The sequence below is a fragment of the Segatella baroniae B14 genome, from assembly GCF_022024235.1.
Classification (GTDB): Bacteria; Bacteroidota; Bacteroidia; order Bacteroidales; family Bacteroidaceae; genus Prevotella; species Prevotella bryantii.
Map to the genome: position 1 here is coordinate 893857 of NZ_CP091799.1, position 19424 is coordinate 913280.

The 19424-nt window shown below is 41.4% G+C and carries 14 protein-coding genes; 7 read left to right on the forward strand and 7 right to left on the reverse strand.

The window, feature by feature from the left end; all coding sequences use genetic code 11:
* Window positions 1-11: 11 nt before the first annotated feature.
* The 3 genes from L6469_RS03735 to L6469_RS03745 form a co-directional block, all read right to left on the reverse strand.
* The gene (locus L6469_RS03735) at window positions 12-4964 is read right to left on the reverse strand and encodes an Eco57I restriction-modification methylase domain-containing protein (RefSeq protein WP_006281983.1); all 4953 of its coding nucleotides are present in this window, start codon (window positions 4962-4964) and stop codon (window positions 12-14) included.
* A 5-nt stretch (window positions 4965-4969) separates the two neighbouring features.
* On the reverse strand, window positions 4970-7768 hold the full coding sequence (locus L6469_RS03740; protein ID WP_039870109.1) for a helicase-related protein: 2799 nt from the start codon (window positions 7766-7768) through the stop codon (window positions 4970-4972).
* 109 nt (window positions 7769-7877) lie between these two features.
* Window positions 7878-8105 (reverse strand): helix-turn-helix transcriptional regulator, encoded by a 228-nt coding sequence (locus L6469_RS03745; RefSeq protein ID WP_006281986.1) that lies wholly within the window; start codon window positions 8103-8105, stop codon window positions 7878-7880.
* A 267-nt stretch (window positions 8106-8372) separates the two neighbouring features.
* Here L6469_RS03745 and L6469_RS03750 point away from each other — a divergent pair, with 267 nt between their 5' ends.
* Both L6469_RS03750 and L6469_RS03755 read left to right on the forward strand, forming a co-directional pair.
* Entirely contained in the window at window positions 8373-8720 is a 348-nt protein-coding gene (locus L6469_RS03750) for a DEAD/DEAH box helicase family protein (RefSeq protein ID WP_223918766.1), read from the forward strand.
* A gap of 663 nt (window positions 8721-9383) precedes the next feature.
* Window positions 9384-11807: an MBG domain-containing protein gene (locus L6469_RS03755; RefSeq protein ID WP_039870114.1), complete on the forward strand. Its 2424-nt coding sequence runs from the start codon at window positions 9384-9386 to the stop codon at window positions 11805-11807.
* 46 nt (window positions 11808-11853) lie between these two features.
* Here the strand turns inward: L6469_RS03755 and L6469_RS03760 are convergent, their stop codons facing one another.
* Entirely contained in the window at window positions 11854-12126 is a 273-nt protein-coding gene (locus tag L6469_RS03760; RefSeq protein WP_039870116.1) for a hypothetical protein, read from the reverse strand.
* A 317-nt stretch (window positions 12127-12443) separates the two neighbouring features.
* Between L6469_RS03760 and L6469_RS03765 the strand changes: the two genes are divergently transcribed.
* Complete coding sequence (locus L6469_RS03765; protein ID WP_006281989.1) at window positions 12444-12803, forward strand: hypothetical protein; 360 nt, start codon at window positions 12444-12446, stop codon at window positions 12801-12803.
* A gap of 49 nt (window positions 12804-12852) precedes the next feature.
* Here the strand turns inward: L6469_RS03765 and L6469_RS03770 are convergent, their stop codons facing one another.
* From L6469_RS03770 to L6469_RS03780, 3 genes are all read right to left on the reverse strand, one after another.
* The gene (locus tag L6469_RS03770) at window positions 12853-13248 is read right to left on the reverse strand and encodes a hypothetical protein (protein WP_039870121.1); all 396 of its coding nucleotides are present in this window, start codon (window positions 13246-13248) and stop codon (window positions 12853-12855) included.
* A 97-nt stretch (window positions 13249-13345) separates the two neighbouring features.
* Window positions 13346-14068, reverse strand: a complete 723-nt coding sequence (locus L6469_RS03775) for a hypothetical protein (RefSeq protein ID WP_006281990.1) — start codon at window positions 14066-14068, stop codon at window positions 13346-13348.
* Window positions 14069-14305: 237 nt separating this feature from the next.
* Entirely contained in the window at window positions 14306-14911 is a 606-nt protein-coding gene (locus tag L6469_RS03780; protein ID WP_006281991.1) for a M23 family metallopeptidase, read from the reverse strand.
* A 217-nt stretch (window positions 14912-15128) separates the two neighbouring features.
* Here L6469_RS03780 and L6469_RS03785 point away from each other — a divergent pair, with 217 nt between their 5' ends.
* From L6469_RS03785 to L6469_RS03800, 4 genes are read left to right on the forward strand one after another with little or no spacing between them, the layout of a single operon-like run.
* Window positions 15129-15884, forward strand: a complete 756-nt coding sequence (locus tag L6469_RS03785) for a DUF4099 domain-containing protein (RefSeq protein ID WP_039870124.1) — start codon at window positions 15129-15131, stop codon at window positions 15882-15884.
* The gene (locus L6469_RS03790; protein WP_143067204.1) at window positions 15856-16128 is read left to right on the forward strand and encodes a hypothetical protein; all 273 of its coding nucleotides are present in this window, start codon (window positions 15856-15858) and stop codon (window positions 16126-16128) included. The genes L6469_RS03785 and L6469_RS03790 overlap by 29 nt, the downstream gene beginning before the upstream one ends.
* Window positions 16129-16162: 34 nt before the next feature.
* On the forward strand, window positions 16163-17794 hold the full coding sequence (locus L6469_RS03795) for a hypothetical protein (RefSeq protein WP_039870128.1): 1632 nt from the start codon (window positions 16163-16165) through the stop codon (window positions 17792-17794).
* 20 nt (window positions 17795-17814) lie between these two features.
* Window positions 17815-19422: a toprim domain-containing protein gene (locus L6469_RS03800; protein WP_006281994.1), complete on the forward strand. Its 1608-nt coding sequence runs from the start codon at window positions 17815-17817 to the stop codon at window positions 19420-19422.
* Window positions 19423-19424 lie beyond the last annotated feature (2 nt).

Below are 19424 nucleotides of genomic sequence, written 5' to 3' on the forward strand. Positions count from 1 at the left end.
AGTTGCTTCTGTTATTCGTTAAATATCTTTTCGAAATGTGCCCAGGCGGTGCGGTAGTCGGCTATGCGGTCGCAGCGGGTGTATGGTGCTACGAAGGTTTGTTGCTGACCTCCGTAGAGTTCGCTCTTGGCAGGGTCAATGGTGTGGGTATGAGTAGGCGATGTACCTGCATAGGTATTTTCGTCTATCTGTTCACCACGAATATCTTCCCAGCCGAGCATACTGGTCTTAGCATTGCGTTTGCGGTCGAGACCTACTCCAGTTAGACCCTTTGAACAAGTGAAGACAATCTTACCTTCAGCATCATACCAGGTGTCGTTCTCGTTCTGCTGGAGCACGGGGAACTGGATGGTATAAATCATCTCCAAGTCCTGTAGGCTTAATCCAAGAGCCATTGCTGCTATCACATCTATCTCTACCAATGCTTGGCGACGCTCAAAGTAATTACGCAATGGTGTGCCCCATTGCCACTGCTCTGTCAATAAAGCAAATGATTTGAGACGGTTATCCTCAATGCTCCAAGATTCTTGCTTATACTCTTTTTTCCACATCTCTTCCCAAAGGTCTGCATAATGCTTGGTAAGACAGTTGAGGAGAAGAGTTCGAGAGAAGAGCGCCGGCTTGAACTTGTCGGAGATGCCGAGGGGGAAGGAGGCAAGTCGCGAAGGGATAATACTGCTTGATCCAATGGCTTTCATATAAAAGTCATAAGGTAAGGAAGCACACATTCCCGTTAATTCCGTCAAATGCTCCTTGTCTTTAAATGCAATTGAAATGACAGCATGTACATGAGATGTCTTGGGAGGAATAATAGACCCCGCAAGTGTCCTCTCTGATGAAGGCCCTACCATAGCACTAAACACCAATTTGTAATAATCAATCCAATTATCATAAAGTGGTTTGCCCTCGGAATCCTGTCCTATTTGAAAGCCGTTTACCATTGAAACATACACTTTGGTTGGTAAAAGAGGCTTGTAATTGGAGCGAGGAGTATAGTCTGCATCCAAGTCAGACAATGATATGGGGTCATAATCAGAATTCAGCTTACATACAGCCCTTGGATTTTTATAATATGGATTACTTACAAAGAAATGAGGTCCACTATATATCATTTCATAGTTCTCCATATTGGGGTATCTGGTATTTCTTTCCATAACACCCTTCTCAACTGCTGTATTCTCACGAAGGCCATCTCCAATAAGATACTCGAAATCTCCAGCTTTTGTACTTACTGTTGTAAACTTGCTGAGTACATTGATGATTTCGGAAGAATGAACACTGACTAGTTTTGTAGTTGGCCAAAGATCCTCATTCCCTTCAAATGTCGCAGCAAGGACACGCAGTTCCTTCTCCGTGAAATGAACAATTCGACTCTTGTGAGACTCTGTACTCCAGTTACCATTAGCATCTTTTATTCCTCCACACAAGCCATGTCCGTCATGAGCGTAGCATCCGTCAATTGTATTCGGGTGGAATAAATTGTGAATAGAATCAAACGACACCGATGTATTTGAACCACTATAAATATGACAACCATATTTAGTATGATGATCAACTTCGGCAAATAGTGTCAATTCATTTTGATATTGGAAATGAAACTTCAAACGACGATAAACCTCTTCACGGAGTGTCTGTGCATTTGGATCATCATAGATACCATCGGGATGCAACATCCCCATGAAACCGCCCTCGTTCAATAAGGCGAATCCATTTGCCAATACACATTTGTATAAATTGTTCTTCTGATTCACCAGAATAGGATAAGAGCAATATGCATTCATGAATTCAATCGTACATGTTGTGCTTGTCTCTTCTGTATTGTATAAATCAGCCAAAGCCGGACATTCCTCGAAGAACTTATCTTTATATTTAAGCTTAATATCAGCAGCTTTAATATTACGAATAGCAACCTCAGGATATTTCTCGGACATTATACCTTGAATATCAACCTCCATTTTTAGCCAAGGGGGATTACCGCAGATAATATCAAATCCATCACGAAGCCAGAACACTTCGATGAACTCCAGCATCGGGTGGAAGAAACGGTAACGCTCTGACAATCGACAGACTATCTTTAGGCGCAGAGGATCCTCATCGGAGAACAATGAAGTTTTGCCCTGAGCTTCGGTGAGCATCTCTTCCTGTGTTTTGGCAACAATCTGAGCTTCATCCTCAGAAATGCGACTGAACTCAGGTTCTTCTTCACATACCTTATCTGCACGCTCCAAGGCTTGACGGGTACGATTATCAAGTTTGTCGTTATCTACATCAAGCAGTGCCTCTATATCTGCCCAATATTCCTCACGGGTAGGAAGACTATCAGCATCCTTGTACTCCCAGAACCACAAAGAGCACCAGTAATCCATCGCCAGTTTTAACTTGCGATAAGCATTGTTATGTCCATAACGTGTATCGAAAAGCTGCTGCTTACGAGCATAGCTCTCTGCCTGTTCCTCTTCTTTGAAGAGCGAATCTGAGCCAGAATGATCAATTCCATCCCATATTTCACGGCGGTTATTTGTATATTTCTCGATAGAAATCTGATCGGTGTAATAATCCTTCAAGAGAATATCTATCTTAGCTGACAGACGTTGAAGTGTTTGGAACTCATACGCACCGATAGGTTCTATCCAGTTTTTGAGTATGGCAGCCATACGCTTCTCAGCAACAGTGTTTGCCTGCTTCTGCTCCTTAATACTGCGTACACCAAGCATATTGGCATCGGGCAGCAGGAAGTGATAGACATCATTAATGGAACGGTTCACACGATTTGAGAAGAACTTTACCTTATGTGGAGCCTTCTCCCACCACTTGTTAGGCTTCAGTTTCGCACCGTAACGCTCAGAAATGCCATAGAACTCGTTCTTGCTATACACCTTCAGCCATGCGCCAATAACAGCATTACCCACACAGATACGGTTGGCAAAGAATGGTGTTTCCATATCCTTATGGATAACATTCAGCCAAAGCGACAATTTGCCCAACTCGATAGCAGTTGGATTCAAGTCCACACCATACACATTATGTGTAGCGATGTAAGCCTTCACCTTTTGAAGCTCGTCGCGATAGTGGTCTGGCTGTATGCGCCAATTATTAAGGCCATTCTCACGCTGTTGGCGCTGCTGATGGAATAAATATGCCTCTGCCAGTTGGTTTATGACCTCATTCTGGAATGCAGCAGCACCCATTGCAGGCTCCAATATCTTCAAATCAAGTAACTCTGTTGCCTTACGCTTATTAGCAGCAACATCATCAATGATAGATTTTAATGTGTACTTTACCGTACTGCGTGTCAAGACTTCAGGCGTGTAGTAACTGGCAGACTTCTGGCGGTCACGACCATTCAAGCGATAGACGAAGGTTCCTTGGGGCAGAATGATTGGGGCTCCAGTTTCGTTGTCGGTCAATACCTCACTGATATCAAAGTCACTCATACGGCTATAAGGTACGAGGAAAGTGCCATCAGAAGGATCATTTGCCTTATGAACCTCGATATAGTCTTCCTCGGCATAGAAGCCACGGAATGCAAGCAGGCTCTCATAAACACTACCCAATTGGTTCACTCCCAGATTAGCATAGCTGATACGGCCACAATAGTTTTTCTTCTTTGAGAGCGAAAGAGCCTTGATAATCTCCTGCCACTTGATATTACGAATTCTGACATTGGCAAGATGATGAAGGTTTTTATCGTTGAAAAGCGGTGAGTCGATAGGACGAACTCGGAAACTCTTATTGTTAGTGGTATCGGTAGCATGATGTCCATTGGAAAGAAGCGAGAACAAATGGTGTATGCTATCGTCGAAGAAATAGCCTTCACGACTTGCCTGCGAGTTCAGACGCATCATCTCCAGGTCACGAAGCGACTCCAGAGAATAACCTAACTTATACACCTCGTCACCAACGGGAAGTATTTCCAATTCTTCACGACTCTCAGCATAGAAGAGGAAAAGCAGACGATAAATGATGGTAAGACAGTCGTCCTTCACCTCTGCCTCGAAAGTATCATCCGTATAGTCGCTGACAGGTATGTTGTTATTCTGTTTCCAATAATACAAAGCCTCATTGGCCAATGTCTCTACAGCAAAGATTACACCTTCCTTCAGGTCTTTCGTCACCTCGTAGGCATTCTTGTAACTTTCTTCGATGAGACTGTCCATGAGAACAGTCTGCCCATCTGCAGCAAGAGTCTCTTTACAGCATAGAAGGTGGAAAAGAGCATAATGTAAACGATAAGCCTTAATCTGTGCCTGGAAATAAAGGTCGTCGAGTGAGAACTGCAGGTATGAGCCACGAGCCCACTTGTCATGATCAAACAAGAAGACTACGTTACCTGCAAGCATCAAGATATAGTGTGGACGACGTTCCTCAGGCATAAGGAATATCTGAGTGATGGCCTTGTTTATAACAGCCGGAGAGAAGTGATAACGCTCACGGTCAAGGTACTTTGCAGGAATGACCTGACGCCACTGCCCCGCATTGTAACGCTGGTGATTAGAAGTTGTATCACCCTCATACTGCTGCTTAAAAAGTCCATCTGGCTCCACATCATTGATGGTGATTAGGTTCTGCATCTCCATGATAAGCATAGAGACCTGATTGCCACTACGAATGATATGGCGGACTGGGATAATCTCAGAAGGAGAATCGTTAGTACCCTCCTTAACTACATAAGGCTCCTCGTAAGCATGATCAGTATTGTAGCCAAGCTTACGAAGTAATGTGGTGTGCCAGTCGTGTGTATGCTTTATTTCATCTTCCTTACGGGCATGACTGTTGATGATGAAGTTCTTGAACTCCTCATACTCACCGCGTATCTGAACATAAGGAGTACACAATTCCTTCATTTCGTCAGAACTGCGTCCTGCACAGTTCTGTACCTTATTGATGAAATCGTCAGAGAAGTAACCTGAGGGGAAATAGTCTCCGACATTCTGTATAAAACGATATGTTATATTGTCTGCCATAGGAATCAAAGATTATGGAATACTGCGAGAAGTCGCATGTATGGGTCTGCATTATCGAGCGAGAAGAGGTCCTGATAGAACTGACTTGACTGGTCAGTAATCTTCTGAATCTCTTCTTTCTCTTTTTTATACTGATTGGTACGAGTAATGGCAATATCTTCATCAGGGAAGAGAGAATTGGCAGTATCAGCCCAAACAGCTAACTTCTGCTTATACTCTTTCAGTTGTTTCTCCATTGCATCGCTAACCTTGTTCTGGGCATCGTACATGTAATTAACCAGTCCCATTTCAATTGCTTGTTGGAGGTTCTGTTGTAAGATGGCTATATCATCAGCAGATGCGCCAGACATAAATTTAGAACTTATGCTGTATTTCGTAGTAAAATCATGGAAAGACATTGGCATCTCCTTGAGTTGACCATCCGCATTGAGTGGCACTACGAAGAACTTACTCACAAGGTTCTGCCCCAATCCATTACCATGACTGCCATAGAAAAGATAATAGCTCATGCCCTGTGGCAGTTCGTTGTAACGGACAGCCATAGCTTGGGTCTTTGGTAGTGAGGCTGTGAACTTGGTCAGTAGATACTGCACGATTGGATGCAAATCATAAAGTGGAAGGAATTTGCTCCATTCACTATCAATACTCTTGCGTGAATCGGCAATAGATTTGTTAAGCCAAGCCTTATCGGTAGCCATACGGAAGATATTATCCTTAGGGAACGCCTCACGTGGAATGTCATAAAGTACCTCACGAAGTTCTTCGTTGCACTTTACTTCAACAAAAGGAACAGTCGCATCGTTCCTATGCATTACGATGTCACCATGATTGACACTACCGATTGCCTCCAGCTCATCGAAAAGATCCTTATAGAAACTGAGGTCATCTTCATATAGTGAGAAGCGTTGCTCGAAAATCTTATCAGACAGACGTTCCGTTGCAGGAGTCTTGGCAACATCTTTCTTAAATCCCATTGGACGGCGACGACGTTGGGGCTCTGGTTCGAGCACGTCTGTGTCAGTCTTGCCTTGAAGCATATCACCGATAGCCTTTTCCTCTTTTTGCACATTGTACAATTCCATAACACTCATGGCATCGCCAAGAGTATCGTGGACTTCCTGCTCTTTATCACGCAGTTTATCAATGATACGGAAGTCCGTTTTCAGATCCTGGCGATTACTTTTGGCCACAAGATAATAGATAACAGGTGTCTGCTTCTGTCCATAACGATCAATACGTCCATTACGCTGTTCAAGAGTGATGAGACTCCAAGGTATGTCATAGTTGAACATGATGTGACAGAAGTAGTGAAGGTTTACGCCCTGTGAACCTGAATCACTTGATATAAACACACGAATTTTGCTATCTTCTTTGGCAAAATCGTTCACCATATCTTCCTGCTCAGTATCGGAAAGCGAACCATCGAAACGCTTCACTTGGTCACTATTGAGATTAAACTCTTTAGTTATGCGCTCTTCGAGGTATTTCATTGTAGCAATACGCTCGGTGAAGATGACGATACGCTCCTGTTTGTTTTGTTTCCAAATCTCTTGTAATTTCAGTTTGAGAGCATCATAACGTGAGTCCTGACTGAAGTCAACAAGTGTGCGAACATCTGTAATGAGGCTCTCCAAATCGCTGCTATCATCCTTTTTCTGACGTTCTTCCAAAGTAAGAAGTGCAGCCTTTGGTGATGAAAGGAAACTCTTAAAGACGGTAAGAGCAAAGAGTGGATCGTTAGTACTGCTGTTGCTCAGATTGATAAACTTTGCATGCTGCATACTAAGGATTTCTTCTTCCTGTGGTGTCAGGTTTACGTCGATAGGTATAACCTTACGTTCTTGGAATTGACTACGGATGCGAGCATCTGAGATGTCATTCTTAAAACGTCGGACATAATATGGCATCACGTCTTCCTTAGTATATTCTCCATTGCGAGGAATAGAAATAGGTTCCAACATTCGCATGAGATTGGCAAACGATTCTGCAGAACCATTATGTGGAGTAGCAGAAGTAAGAATCATAGAATCACACTTCTGGGCGAGGAACTGGGCAAGATCTCCACGAAGGCTGTCTTCATTGGCAACCTTGTGACACTCATCAATGACTATGATGTCCCAATGAGTTTTCTCCAACCAGGCACGGAAACGACCATTGTTCTTTAACGTATCGATGGAGATGATGGTCTTATCGTAATAGTCGAATGGATTCTTGTTGAGAGGTATTTCGTTTTGAATCTTAGCGACACCTACACTATCAAGTCGTACGAGTGGAATAGCAAAGCGGTTCCATATTTCCTCTTGGAACTGAGCGAGAATACTCTTAAGAGCGCATACCAAAATTCGTTTGCCACGACCACGACGTATCATCTCAGACAGGAAGATACCGACTTCTATTGTCTTTCCAAGACCAACACCATCTGCGATAAGCAAACGAGGACGTGGCAACTCAAACGCTTTCAATGTAGGAGTCATCTGATACTCTGCCACATCAAAGGCACCATTTTGTGCGATGGTAATCTTATTCGAGAAATAGGCATTGCTACGAAGAGCAGTTTCAATCAAAAGACGTGTTTTACGCCAGCGAGGGTCATTGTCGCTCACCAATGTAGCATTGGAAGGACAGACAATCTCTATATTATCATCCAAATCAGTATCGAAGATAAAACTATGATTTCGTACCAATTCACTTATACCCTTTGCATAAAGCAAGTGAGCGCCATTATGATTACGCTCGACTCGTGTTATCAAGAAATCTTCACCACGAACGGTTATACGTTGACCAGGAGAATAGTTTACTGCCATATACCAATATTTAATTCATATCCAAGATTGCTTGAATACGACATTTATGAAATGTAACAAGGGAGAAGAACACATATTCATCAGAATAAATCCATGGTTCTGTATTATCTTACTCCTTTTTGTCTATTTCTGGCAAAGCTTCAAAGCGAACAAGGTCATTCAAGTCCACTTCAAGTACCTTTGCAATCTGCATCATTGTCTCTAATGTAGGTTGTGCCACATTTGTACACCACTTACTGACTGTCGCAGGATCTTTGCCTACTTGTTCGGATAACCACTTATTGGTTTTCCCCTTTTCTGCAAGCATCACTTTGATGCGATTAATCTTGCGTTCCATATTCACATATTTAGTTATTCAACACGCAAAAATAATAAAATTGTCCGAATTCCATGTCAAAATACATAAAAAACTATCAAAAGTTATCGTTTTTATTGCGTTTTTTGCAATTATTCGTGATTTCTCATATTTTTTGGGAGTATTAAGAGCCAAGCAATCCTCATGATCGCGAAACAAACAATATTAGATAATAATAAAAATATTTTCAAACTTGTACCATGATTTGAGACTACACGTTATTATTTTTGCACGTAAAATAGAATAATAATGTCTATTACATACAAAGAACAACTAAGTGAGCACGTTGAAGGAATCTTCAAGAAATATGCTACGCCGGGTCTTCACATCTGCGACATTGCCACAGGTGGTGGAAAGTCGTACACTATTGGCAAACTGACTTGTGAATTCTATCCCAAAGAGTTTGATCGCATTATAATCTTATGTGTCCAAAACAAGTTGGTAGATAGCATGAATAGAGAAATAGACCGTTTTATCAATGGGGGGAATAGCCAGATTTCTCCTATTGACAAAATGGTAATTGAAAATAACCCTGAAGTCATAATCAAGGTAGTTAATAATGGCTCATTTCAACGCTTATGCTATCAAACTATTTAATTCCATTTTAAATGACTTTCCAATAATATGGCTCCTATACATTACCTTGCAAATGTACACATTTTATTGAGAAGATGGCATAAAATCATTGTTTCGTACATAATTTAAGCAAATTTTATCTAAAAACACACCTATGTAACACTAAAAGTAGCGACAATTGAAATTTTTTGAGTACCTTTACAACGCATAGTGGGCGAAATCAGCTTTGCCGTAATGAATCCACAATTCTACAATATAGATGGTGAGATTATACTTATCGTTCTAAATAAAGACGAAGTTGCATGTACAAGCCAATCTCCATTTTATGCCACAAAATATCATACGCTCACGAGCCTTTCGTAGCAGATTCTCTTAATGAATTGCCTATAGGAGAGCAAAGAAGATTTATCCAAAACGGGCATTTTATTTGGGTCAATGACAATTCTTTACTGAATGAAGAACTGGTAATATCAGACATCACCTTCCGTATACATCACTTCATTATACCTTGGCAAGCAAAACTTCCTTTAGCCGTTGAGCTATATAGAGATGTATACAGCGGTTGTGCGTATCAATCAGATATTGCAAGGATTAAAGGGTGTATATAGTAGCGATAGTTTTTACATAGATATAGATAATAACTATTAAATATTCAAGAATATGAAAAGAAGACTAATGTTTGTAATGCTAGCGGCTATCTTGCCATTAAGCGTTTGTGCAGATGGAGTTAAAGTCGGTGACTTGTACTACATTTTATCTGGTGTAGAAGCATATGTAACTAGTGATGATGTGTCTGCTTGGCACGGAGATAATTACAGAGCATATTCATACACCATACCTTCAACTATCACATATAACGGATTGTCTTATACAGTTACTCAAATTGGAGATCAGGTATTCGGCTTTTCTCGTGCTGGTTATAGTTCTGCAGCATCAAAAATCACGCTTCCAGAGACTCTTAAAAAAATTGGGGAGTATTCTTTTGGGTATTGTTCAAAACTTGTTTCCATGGTAATTCCAGCATCTGTTGAGACAATGTCTTCAACATCATTCTCTGGATGCAATGTGCTAAGAACTATGATTTATCTAGGAAAAAATCCGCCTTCTAATTGGACTGCAACAAGTTATACATATGTTCCAGATATTAGTAGTTACTCATCCCCTTCTGCTAGAATAAACAATGGTGCTGTATATGAAATGATTTCGTTCGATAACAACACCTTTTCATATACAGGGAATGCTCCTACTACTACTTGGAGAAATAATGTATCAGGTTATACCGCTACATTATCTATGCCGACATTAAAAAAGGATGTAGGAACATATATCGAATATATCCCAGTAACTTTTACAAACGGTCAAGAGACATTCTCTACAGAAGTTGCATATAGATACACTATTAAGAGTGTAGAACTTACGGCAAAAGTTAATGATGCGTCAAGGGCTTATGGTGACAATAACCCAGCATTTAACATAACATATAGTGGCTTTATAAATGGTGATAATGAAAGTGTTATCACAACGAAACCAACTGTAACAACTACCGCGACACCAACAAGTAATGTAGGAACCTACCCCATATCTCTTAGTGGTGGCGTTGCACAGAACTATACCCTAAAGTATGAAACTGGTACATTGACTATTACCAAGGCAGCCTTGGAAGTATCAGTAAATAATGCTACAAAGGTATATGGTTCTGAAAATCCAGCCTTCACCCTAAATTATTCTGGACTGAAAAATGATGAAACTATTCCAGCTTGGTCTGCTTCTCCAAACTTTAAGACAACAGCAACGGTAACAAGTGCTGTTGGTTCTTACCCCATTGAAATGACTACAGGTACTCCTAGAAATTATGAGATCTCTGGAGTAACGAATGGAACATTGTCAATAACTCCGGCTCAACTTACCATTAAAGCAAAGGATGTAAGCAAAATTTATTATGAGGAGAATCCATCTTTCACATATGTTTGTACTGGTTTTGTAAATGGTGACAATGCATCCACTGCATTGCAAGTTCAGCCAACACTTTCAACTACTGCCAATCAAACAAGCAATGTGGGAACTTATGAGATTATTGCAAAGGATGCTAGTTCTAACAACTACAATATTGTTTATGCCCCCGGCGTTTTTTCTATAATTAAGAGACCGTTGGTTGCAAAGGTTGGAAACTTTGAAAGAATCTATGGTGAAGAGAATCCATCATTTACTGTTGAATATGAAGGCTTTGTGGGTAATGATAGCGAAAATAGTCTTTCTATAAAGCCAACTGCAAAAAGTTCTGCAATATCAACATCCAATGTGGGTACTTATCCAATAAATGTATCTGGTGGTGATGCGACTAATTATAAGTTCTTTTATATCTCTGGATTATTGACCGTTAACAAGTCTGAACAAACTATTGAATGGAATCAAGATTTGTCAAATGTTCAAGTTGGTTCCCAAGTTGAGCTAACCGCTGTGGCTTCTTCTGGTCTTCCTGTTGAGTATACAATGGATTCTAATAATTCAGCTTCTTTGTACAAAGTCGGTTCAAAAACATACATTGATTGTATTGCTGCAGGCCAAATTCTATTGAGAGCCTCTCAAAATGGTAATAACAACTATTATGGTACTCCAAGGGTGACCAATGCAATCAATATAGTCGGAAACACTATTGCAGATCCAACTTTAACTATCATCCAGGGTGAAAAAGGTTTAATTAGAACCCAAGTTACTAAAGGAAGTGTATATGCATTTACTATTGAAGCAACTGATGGTTGGAAAATCCATTCAGTATCATTCAATGATGAAGATATAACAGGAAAACTTAATGATAACAATAGATTCACAACACCTAATATCAATACGTCAACTACATTGAATGTCGTGTATGAATCTTCTGCTGATGGCATTTCTTCTACAAAAGTATCATCTGCTAAAATACTTGGCACATCATTTGGTATCAAAGTAGAAAATGCAAGACCTAATGAAGTTTTAAAGGTATACACCATTGATGGCAAACTAGTAAAAAGCCAGAAACTTCAATCTTCTGAAGTTGATGTGGAGTTGCCAAATAACGAAACCTATATTATCAATCTTGAGGATTTGAGAGTCAAGGTAAGACTTTAACAATAGAGAATGATAGGGGTGTGTCACGTGACACACCCCTCTACAGTTATCCAACGGCTTGGAAAACTACTTTTGTCGTGTAATCACCTTTGGAATCCGTACCACCGAAGCTCTCAATAATGACAGGGAATAATCCTGTTTCAGAACGGACAACTTTGAGGACATGAACAAGAACATCCCTTGCCATATCCTTTGGCCTTCCTCTGTATGGAAATCCCTCACATTTCGCCACAATAATGGCATCCCTCACTTGCTCGAAATCTTTCAAGCCTCTCAAACATGCTTCACTTATGAAACCATTGATATATGTTATCTCCATCTTTATTATAGCCACTAATATGATAGTGATGGTACAAAGGTACATACAATATTGGAATATGTTACCATATTGGAGAACAGGAACATAAAGGTTATAACGTAAAGAATTTACAATATTCCTTTAATGCTGTAAGGAACATATTTAATGGTCTTTCAAGTCTGGTTAAAACGCTTGATGACAATGGTAATAATGAATTTCTTCAGAGGAAAATTAATGAAAGTGAACCAGTTCTCAGAAAAAATGTCCGCAGATTCTTTGACCTTTTCAGAAAGCATCTCGAGGACACCAAACAACTGAAAAAGGCTACACTTGAAGCTATGCTCTCCCGCTTCCCAGAGTTGGAAGAAGCATATCCGCAAGTGAGTTACAGACGTAAGAAGGTTCTATTAATGACAGTTCACAAAGCCATTTATGGGATTGACCCGATACTGTATGAAAAGATTCGTTTGCAGGACATGGCAGATAAAAACAAGAGTACACTCATATTGTTTGACGAATCAGATCAAGCTGCAACGGCAATTCGTTCAGCGCTCATTGAGCAATCCATAAAGGGTTTGAAGTCTTCGAAGGGATATAATGGTTGTCTTCACTATAAGTCTTTGATGGTGAGTCCAGAATCTATATCTGATTTCACTACATTGGAAAGATATAACATACAAAAAAGACTTATAAACTAAGTATTTATCCCCTTTTACAATATTTATTGAAGAGCTTGATTTTGACTGATTACTGGAAGTATTTATCTATAAAGGCCACTTGTTCTTTATTAAGTTCTGAATACTGAGTATAGCGGCTTATTCCTATCTCCTCCAATTCGTCATAGCCAAGCTCTTTACCCTTATACATTGCTGCAACGGGGGTTAATTCAAAACAATCATTATCTGGGGAAAATGGAGCTATCCAGCATTTTTCGTCTGGTCGAGACACGCTTGTATTGGTCACTTCTAATTTGTATCTTATTTGATAATGTCCTTTACCAGACATGAAAAGATATACAATATCACCGACATTTAGCTTCTTTGTAGACTTTCGCCAATAGAGTTTACCAAATAAAGCAATACTCTTTGGGTGGTCGAGAAAATTTTCATTTCCTTTCAGTAAGACGTACTTAACACTATTCATATTTAATACTTTACTTAACCATGCATTATATTTATTCTTTTCCCTTAACGAATGAGATTAACCTTTCTTATCTATGCTCATGTCTCTGGCAATAACCTTAGTTGCTCTTCTTCCTTAAATCCCAATCAAAAGAAAAAACTTTGCCTTCTACAGGAATGTTGACTGTCATTCTGCTGCCTTTTTTGCGCTTGATATTCATATAGCCTATGATACCCTCATCAGGATGAATTGTATTGATTTTCAGATAGCCCTTTGAGATGGTTTTCTTATCATCTGCCATCATCTTGCTGAGTGTCATCATTTGTGTCGTTGCTGCCATATTAGCAGCAGATGCTGCTGCATAGTTATATGTTGTATGAGCTTGTGTATATGCCATTCCATTTGGCATATATGAAGTAGTATAAGTTGTCTGGTAACCAGCCATACCTGCATTCAACCCAGCAGAAAAGCCGAGCAACGCCATTGACCAGGCTTGTGCATTCTTCACTTTTTTCATATACTCCTCGTAGGTATATACTTGCATATCCAAAGAATCACCCTGATTTGTATATAGCAAAGAGGCTACATTCTCTGGATTGAATGTAATGGAATTATCACCGAGATTTTTGATAAATATGGCTATTTGATAGTATTTTCCGTAATCATCCTTTTCTTGATAATTTGTCATACCAACAACAATGTCATCAATCTGTCGATACGCCCACAACCGTCCATCATTATATTCAGACAATAATGTAGAATCAGATTCTTCCTTGATAAGAGTCTGGGACTTAACAGAAGTCGCTATGGCTAAAAGTGTTGCAAGAATAATAATGCGCATATAACAAAAAATTAAATGAGGTGTTATTCAATTATTTCCAGTTCAATTATTCCTCATCGAGTATAGTTCTGATGATATGGAACTTATGGAGTGACAAGGTACTCTCACTCTATCCGCCTACAAATTTACATATTTTTCTACTAATTACGACTGATTATTACGGTTTTAACAATGCTTCAATACATTATTTTACAAAATCGTGATTGTGTTACGTATGTATTGCAAACATTCAGCAACCTACATAGCCATCACTTGTACGATATACTCCAAAAGGATAGCAGGGTTAATTGCCTTGCCATCCTTTTTTGTTGTTAGATGCAGATGAGGACCTGTAGATGTTCCCGTGTTACCACTACGGCAGATAGGCGTTCCTGCTTCCACGAAATCACCCTGACGGACAAACACTTTCGACAAGTGGCAGTAACTGACTGTATAGCAATCCGTTTTGACAATTACAAAGTTACCAGACCGCTTGTCATTACCCACCTGCACAACACGTCCCGGAAACATGGAATACACCACTTCGTAGTTGGCAGCCAGATCAACGCCGTTATGCATCATCTTATTATGAAAAACAGGATGGTATCTCATTCCGAACTTGCTTACGACCTTAATCTGTTTTAAAGGGAAAGAAACAAGTGGTATCAGTGAAATCTGGCAGCTCTCCCCTACACTATCTGACATATCAAGAGAATCCTTTGGAGCAAGCGATAACTGCTCTGGAGGATTTACTATATGCAATGACCTGTTTTGCGACACAGGTCCGAGTGTATAGAATTGAGCCTGACAACAGAGTGGAGACAGGGACAAAAGCCCAAACATAAGTATTATTGAAGTTTTCATGCCACAAATGTATAGACAATATCGACTGACAGGCAGAATCTACAGACAAACATCTAAGCCTATAACATAAATTAGTATGCGAGTTTGATTTCTCATGTAAAATCATACTCGTATATTAAATGTTGTCAATTTTAGAAGGGTTAAAAATAAAACATCTGTCAGCAGGGTAAATAAGGATTAGATTTGCACTGTTTTTACGTACATAATCAATTCGACAATGAACAGAAAGTTTTTTAACGACAGCGAGTGGCCATACAACACACTTGCACAATTCGGGCTAACCCGAGAAATGATAGAAGACCTGCCGACCCATGTCCTAGCAGACCTCTCTGCCGGACGCCGCTCACCTGTCCTGCCAGTTCTATTCACAAATGAAGAAGGCGACAGTATCAAGGCAAGAGCCCGATTCGGATTTTTCACCAATGAAGACCAAAGCATCGGCGTCCTCTTTTTCCCTGAACTTCGTGAAGCAGACCTCAGCATGTTTGATGCCCAGCAGCAGGCCCGTCTGACGGATGGTAAGGCAATTCTTGCAGAGCTTGGAGATAAAGAAGGCCAGAAAGTGCTGAGCTATGTGCAGATTGACGAAGGTACCAAACAGGTTCTCTCTGCTCCTGCAAGCATTATCCGTCAGAATATGAATACCCTTTATACAAATCAGCATTTCAGCGAGACAGAAGCATCGGCTTTAGAAAAAGGAGATACGGTTACTTTCGTGCTTGATGATAAGGATGTTGTGACAGTTGGAGTAGATCTGACCAGCAAGTGCGGCCTTCGCATCAATGATGGTGACGAGCAAGCTTGGAAGGAACGCAACAAAAAAGGGTTTGAGGAGTACAATTTCGGTGCTTTCGGCTGCTGGATGCAGGACGAAAACGGCAATCTGGAGTATATTCGTGAAGATGACTATACTGAAGCCATCTGGGAGGAACAGAAGAAAGCAGGTGCAAGAGCCATGGGCATGCACCGTTAAACTCAAATCTATTAAAGCACAAATCAAGATGGAAAAGAAAGACTATGCAGCAGCTGCTGCCCAGAACGCAGTGTTGGACAACGTGAATATCTCCTATCTGGAGGGTATTCAGGAGTTCGAGCCACAGTACGTGGATGAATATGTGGAATATTGCATTGAGCGACAGCTGGAACTCAATGAAGATTCCGCTTACGAGTTTCTTGAAATGAAGCATCAGCTCATGATGGAGAACATGGACAACTAACGCATACTGTACAATCATTAAAACGACAACGACCATGTCAATAAGATCAAACTCATTACCTCTGCGAGGAGATCTCTCCTGGGAACTACAAGATTTGCTGAGACGCAACGGAATGCAAGGACATATCATCCGTGAAGGTGATGTCTGGAAACTTGCCGTTCAAGGACACGACTCACCGCTGATAACATACAATATTACCCCACAGCAGATGAAAGCTCTTTGTAACTGGGGTTCCAACTATGCCAACAAGACTGCCTACAACACATTTGCAGAGCTTGTTGAGAAAGACTTCTACATACCGAAGAATTTTGTTCATGCACGCAATGCCAACGGACGAGTAGCTATGGGACTCCACGGCTACCGTATTGGTGTCGGTGAGTATGGACGAATGCCAATGGAAAGAGCTATGATGTGGGGGGTCCCGCATCGGGCATTTCTTGGATGGACACCACGACAACAGGCTGGATGGCATATGCGAAGAGTCGGTGGGGCCCTGTTCATGCAAGGTGCGCCCATGGTTCCTGAACGTCCTGACTACCGCATGAAACCAGGAGAGTTACAGAGCGGAGGTTATGGTTTTTACTATAAAGGAAATACACAAGACGTTCCTGCTCCACGGAGAGATGTACTCGACGACCTGAAAACTGTCATAACACCTGTGCAGATACCTCCCAGACCCCGGGAAGATGCCAAACCTTACAAAGAGCTCGTTACCAGCGAAGTCTATTTCTCAGATGAGAAATGGAGGGAATGCCTGCAGAGTCACGGTCTTGTTGTTGACCCAGAAAAGAAAACACTCACTGTCCAGTCTGCTGCCACCCGACAGGATTTTGTCTATGATATCACAGACGAAGAACTAAAGGCTTTTACCAGCAATTCACTGAAGGAAATACCACTGCGTTCAAGGATTGACACACTGAATGTTATCATCCGTAACGACTTCGAAGACAAGATAACCATGGACATGCTGAACAGTAAGCAGCAGATCAGCATCAAGCTCAGACCCGAAGTCGAAGCCGAGCTTAACCATCCTCTTTCAATGCAGGATGATACCATTGTGGCAATGGACGGACAGCAGTTGCCATTACAGGCAGAGAAAGAGGACAAGAGTATAGCCCATGTAGATGGAAACAGCCTCTATGAGCTCAACGAGAGCAAGGGGTGGTACAGAGAAGGGGTACACGGACGAGAGGTAAATGTGGATGACATCAAAGTTGAGCCTGTCCGCAACGAGCAGGGCGAGCTGGAAAAAGACAAGAAAAGTGAAGTCAAATACCGCATGACCGCTATTATCAATGGCGATAGTATCAGCCATGACATCACGCAGAAGCAGTACGACAAGTTTATGGCTATCGATGACTACCACCGCATGAAGCTTTTCTCTCATATCTTCAATGAAGTCGATATGAAGACCGTTCCCGGAATGGAAGCCAATGTCGGAGCCAAAATCGGAGGCGCCCTTCTTGCAGGACTTGCTGTTATGGGAGAACTCACCCATGGTCATCACCATTGTGGACCGGTCATCTTTGAGGAACAATTTGAAGGCCGTCCCCACACCGTTTACATGAAACCTGGTGTTGATTCCCCTCATGATATAGCAGCACGAGCCTTTGAAGCAGGTCTGAATGCCGGAGAACACGGCGTAGGACTCGGTCATTCCCGATAATAACGAATAACAGAACAACTATGTCACAACTCACATACGATGATTACAAGGCACGACTCAGCATACAGGATGTGCTGGTGGAAGCAGGCTACACACTGAATAGGCGTGATGGTCTGCGCTATCCCACATATATACGCCTGGACAGCACCGGTCACCGCATCCATAATGATAAATTCATTGTCTGCGGCAATGGTCAATGTTGTTTTCATCCTCCAATTGTAAGGAACTACAACATTATCTCTTTCATCAAGGAACACCCAGAGATGTTTGCAGACTATCAGGCAGGGATGGACAAAGACCGCCTTGTAAATCTCGTATGCTGCCGTCTTCTGAATATTCCTATAGAAGAGCGAAACAGCAGGACGGTAACAACTTTGCCACCTTTGGAGCCATTCCGTATAGAAGAATACAAACTGCATCAGTTCAAAGGTGATGACAGAGAGTCACAGAAACCTTTCTTTCCGTATTTCCAGCAGCGAGGACTGGATCTCAGTACCCAATATGCTTTCCGTCATGCGTTTGTCCTTGCATCAAGGGAAACAAAATCAGGCAATGTATTGAGAAATCTTGCCTTTCCAATGACTATTCCAGGCAGTCCAAACAAGGTCGTTGGCTTTGAGGAAAGAGGCAGAAAAGGCAAGGATGGCAAATCGTACAAAGGCATGGCACGAGGTTCCAATGCCAGTGAAGGCATGTGGATAGCCAGTCCAGAGCACACATCATTAAAGGATGCCCAAAGGGTCTTCATTTTCGAAAGTGCATATGATGCCATGGCATTCTATCAGATGCTGACAGGAAAGGACAGTAAGCTCAGCTATAAGGAAAAGAAAGTGCTGAAGACAGCCATCTATGCAAGCACGGGAGGCAATCCTTCTACCCGACAGCTCGAAGGACTGATGCATACAGCCAAAGCTGCCTGTTTCCACCTCTGTTTTGATATGGATGAAGCAGGTAATAGGTTCGCAGAGCAGTTCAAGGCATTGGCAATACGCGAGAATGTACCGGAGAAGCACATCATCCGCGAAGAACCATCACAAGGATTCAAGGATTTCAACGATGAGCTTCTTGACAGGATCAGGACCAGACAACATCCTCTTTACGATGCCAATGTACCAGAAAGTCTCAAAGACTATGTTGACTCCTTCCGTCAGGACGATGCTCTCCCATCCATCAAAGGAATCCTTCATTTGTCCATCTTCGACTATGAACGTATTTCCCTGCTTCCTGAGCCATTGCAAAAACTCTTTAATACCTATGTTGATGCCAAGGAAGAAGCCATGGAACTCTGTGCTTCCAGACTTGTTGCACCAGAAGACAAGGGCGAGGCACTTAAAGTATGCAGTGACAGCTATAAGACCTTCAAAGATGAACTGTGCAAGGAACTCAACATCAAGGAAGAACATATTCGTGAAGAAAATGACCGAACTGCCAGAATTGCAGAGAAGGAAATAATCACGGAAAAACCAAAAGAGCAGCAGACAACTGTCACGGATGACACACCTGACGAGAAGGAAGAAAAGAAGTTTCTGCATGATGTAGACTATACCACTTTGATGGATGAACAGGGCAATATGGAGATGGAAGAAGAAGTCAACGACCAGGAAGAAAAAAGACATTTCAGAAGATAGCC

Coding starts and splice junctions, on each gene's coding strand:
- L6469_RS03735 (WP_006281983.1), bottom strand. CDS start 4,964: ATGGCAGACAATATAACATATCGTTTTATACAGAATGTCGGAGACTAT.
- L6469_RS03740 (WP_039870109.1), bottom strand. CDS start 7,768: ATGGCAGTAAACTATTCTCCTGGTCAACGTATAACCGTTCGTGGTGAA.
- L6469_RS03745 (WP_006281986.1), bottom strand. CDS start 8,105: ATGGAACGCAAGATTAATCGCATCAAAGTGATGCTTGCAGAAAAGGGG.
- L6469_RS03750 (WP_223918766.1), top strand. CDS start 8,373: ATGTCTATTACATACAAAGAACAACTAAGTGAGCACGTTGAAGGAATC.
- L6469_RS03755 (WP_039870114.1), top strand. CDS start 9,384: ATGCTAGCGGCTATCTTGCCATTAAGCGTTTGTGCAGATGGAGTTAAA.
- L6469_RS03760 (WP_039870116.1), bottom strand. CDS start 12,126: ATGGAGATAACATATATCAATGGTTTCATAAGTGAAGCATGTTTGAGA.
- L6469_RS03765 (WP_006281989.1), top strand. CDS start 12,444: ATGCTCTCCCGCTTCCCAGAGTTGGAAGAAGCATATCCGCAAGTGAGT.
- L6469_RS03770 (WP_039870121.1), bottom strand. CDS start 13,248: ATGAATAGTGTTAAGTACGTCTTACTGAAAGGAAATGAAAATTTTCTC.
- L6469_RS03775 (WP_006281990.1), bottom strand. CDS start 14,068: ATGCGCATTATTATTCTTGCAACACTTTTAGCCATAGCGACTTCTGTT.
- L6469_RS03780 (WP_006281991.1), bottom strand. CDS start 14,911: ATGAAAACTTCAATAATACTTATGTTTGGGCTTTTGTCCCTGTCTCCA.
- L6469_RS03785 (WP_039870124.1), top strand. CDS start 15,129: ATGAACAGAAAGTTTTTTAACGACAGCGAGTGGCCATACAACACACTT.
- L6469_RS03795 (WP_039870128.1), top strand. CDS start 16,163: ATGTCAATAAGATCAAACTCATTACCTCTGCGAGGAGATCTCTCCTGG.
- L6469_RS03800 (WP_006281994.1), top strand. CDS start 17,815: ATGTCACAACTCACATACGATGATTACAAGGCACGACTCAGCATACAG.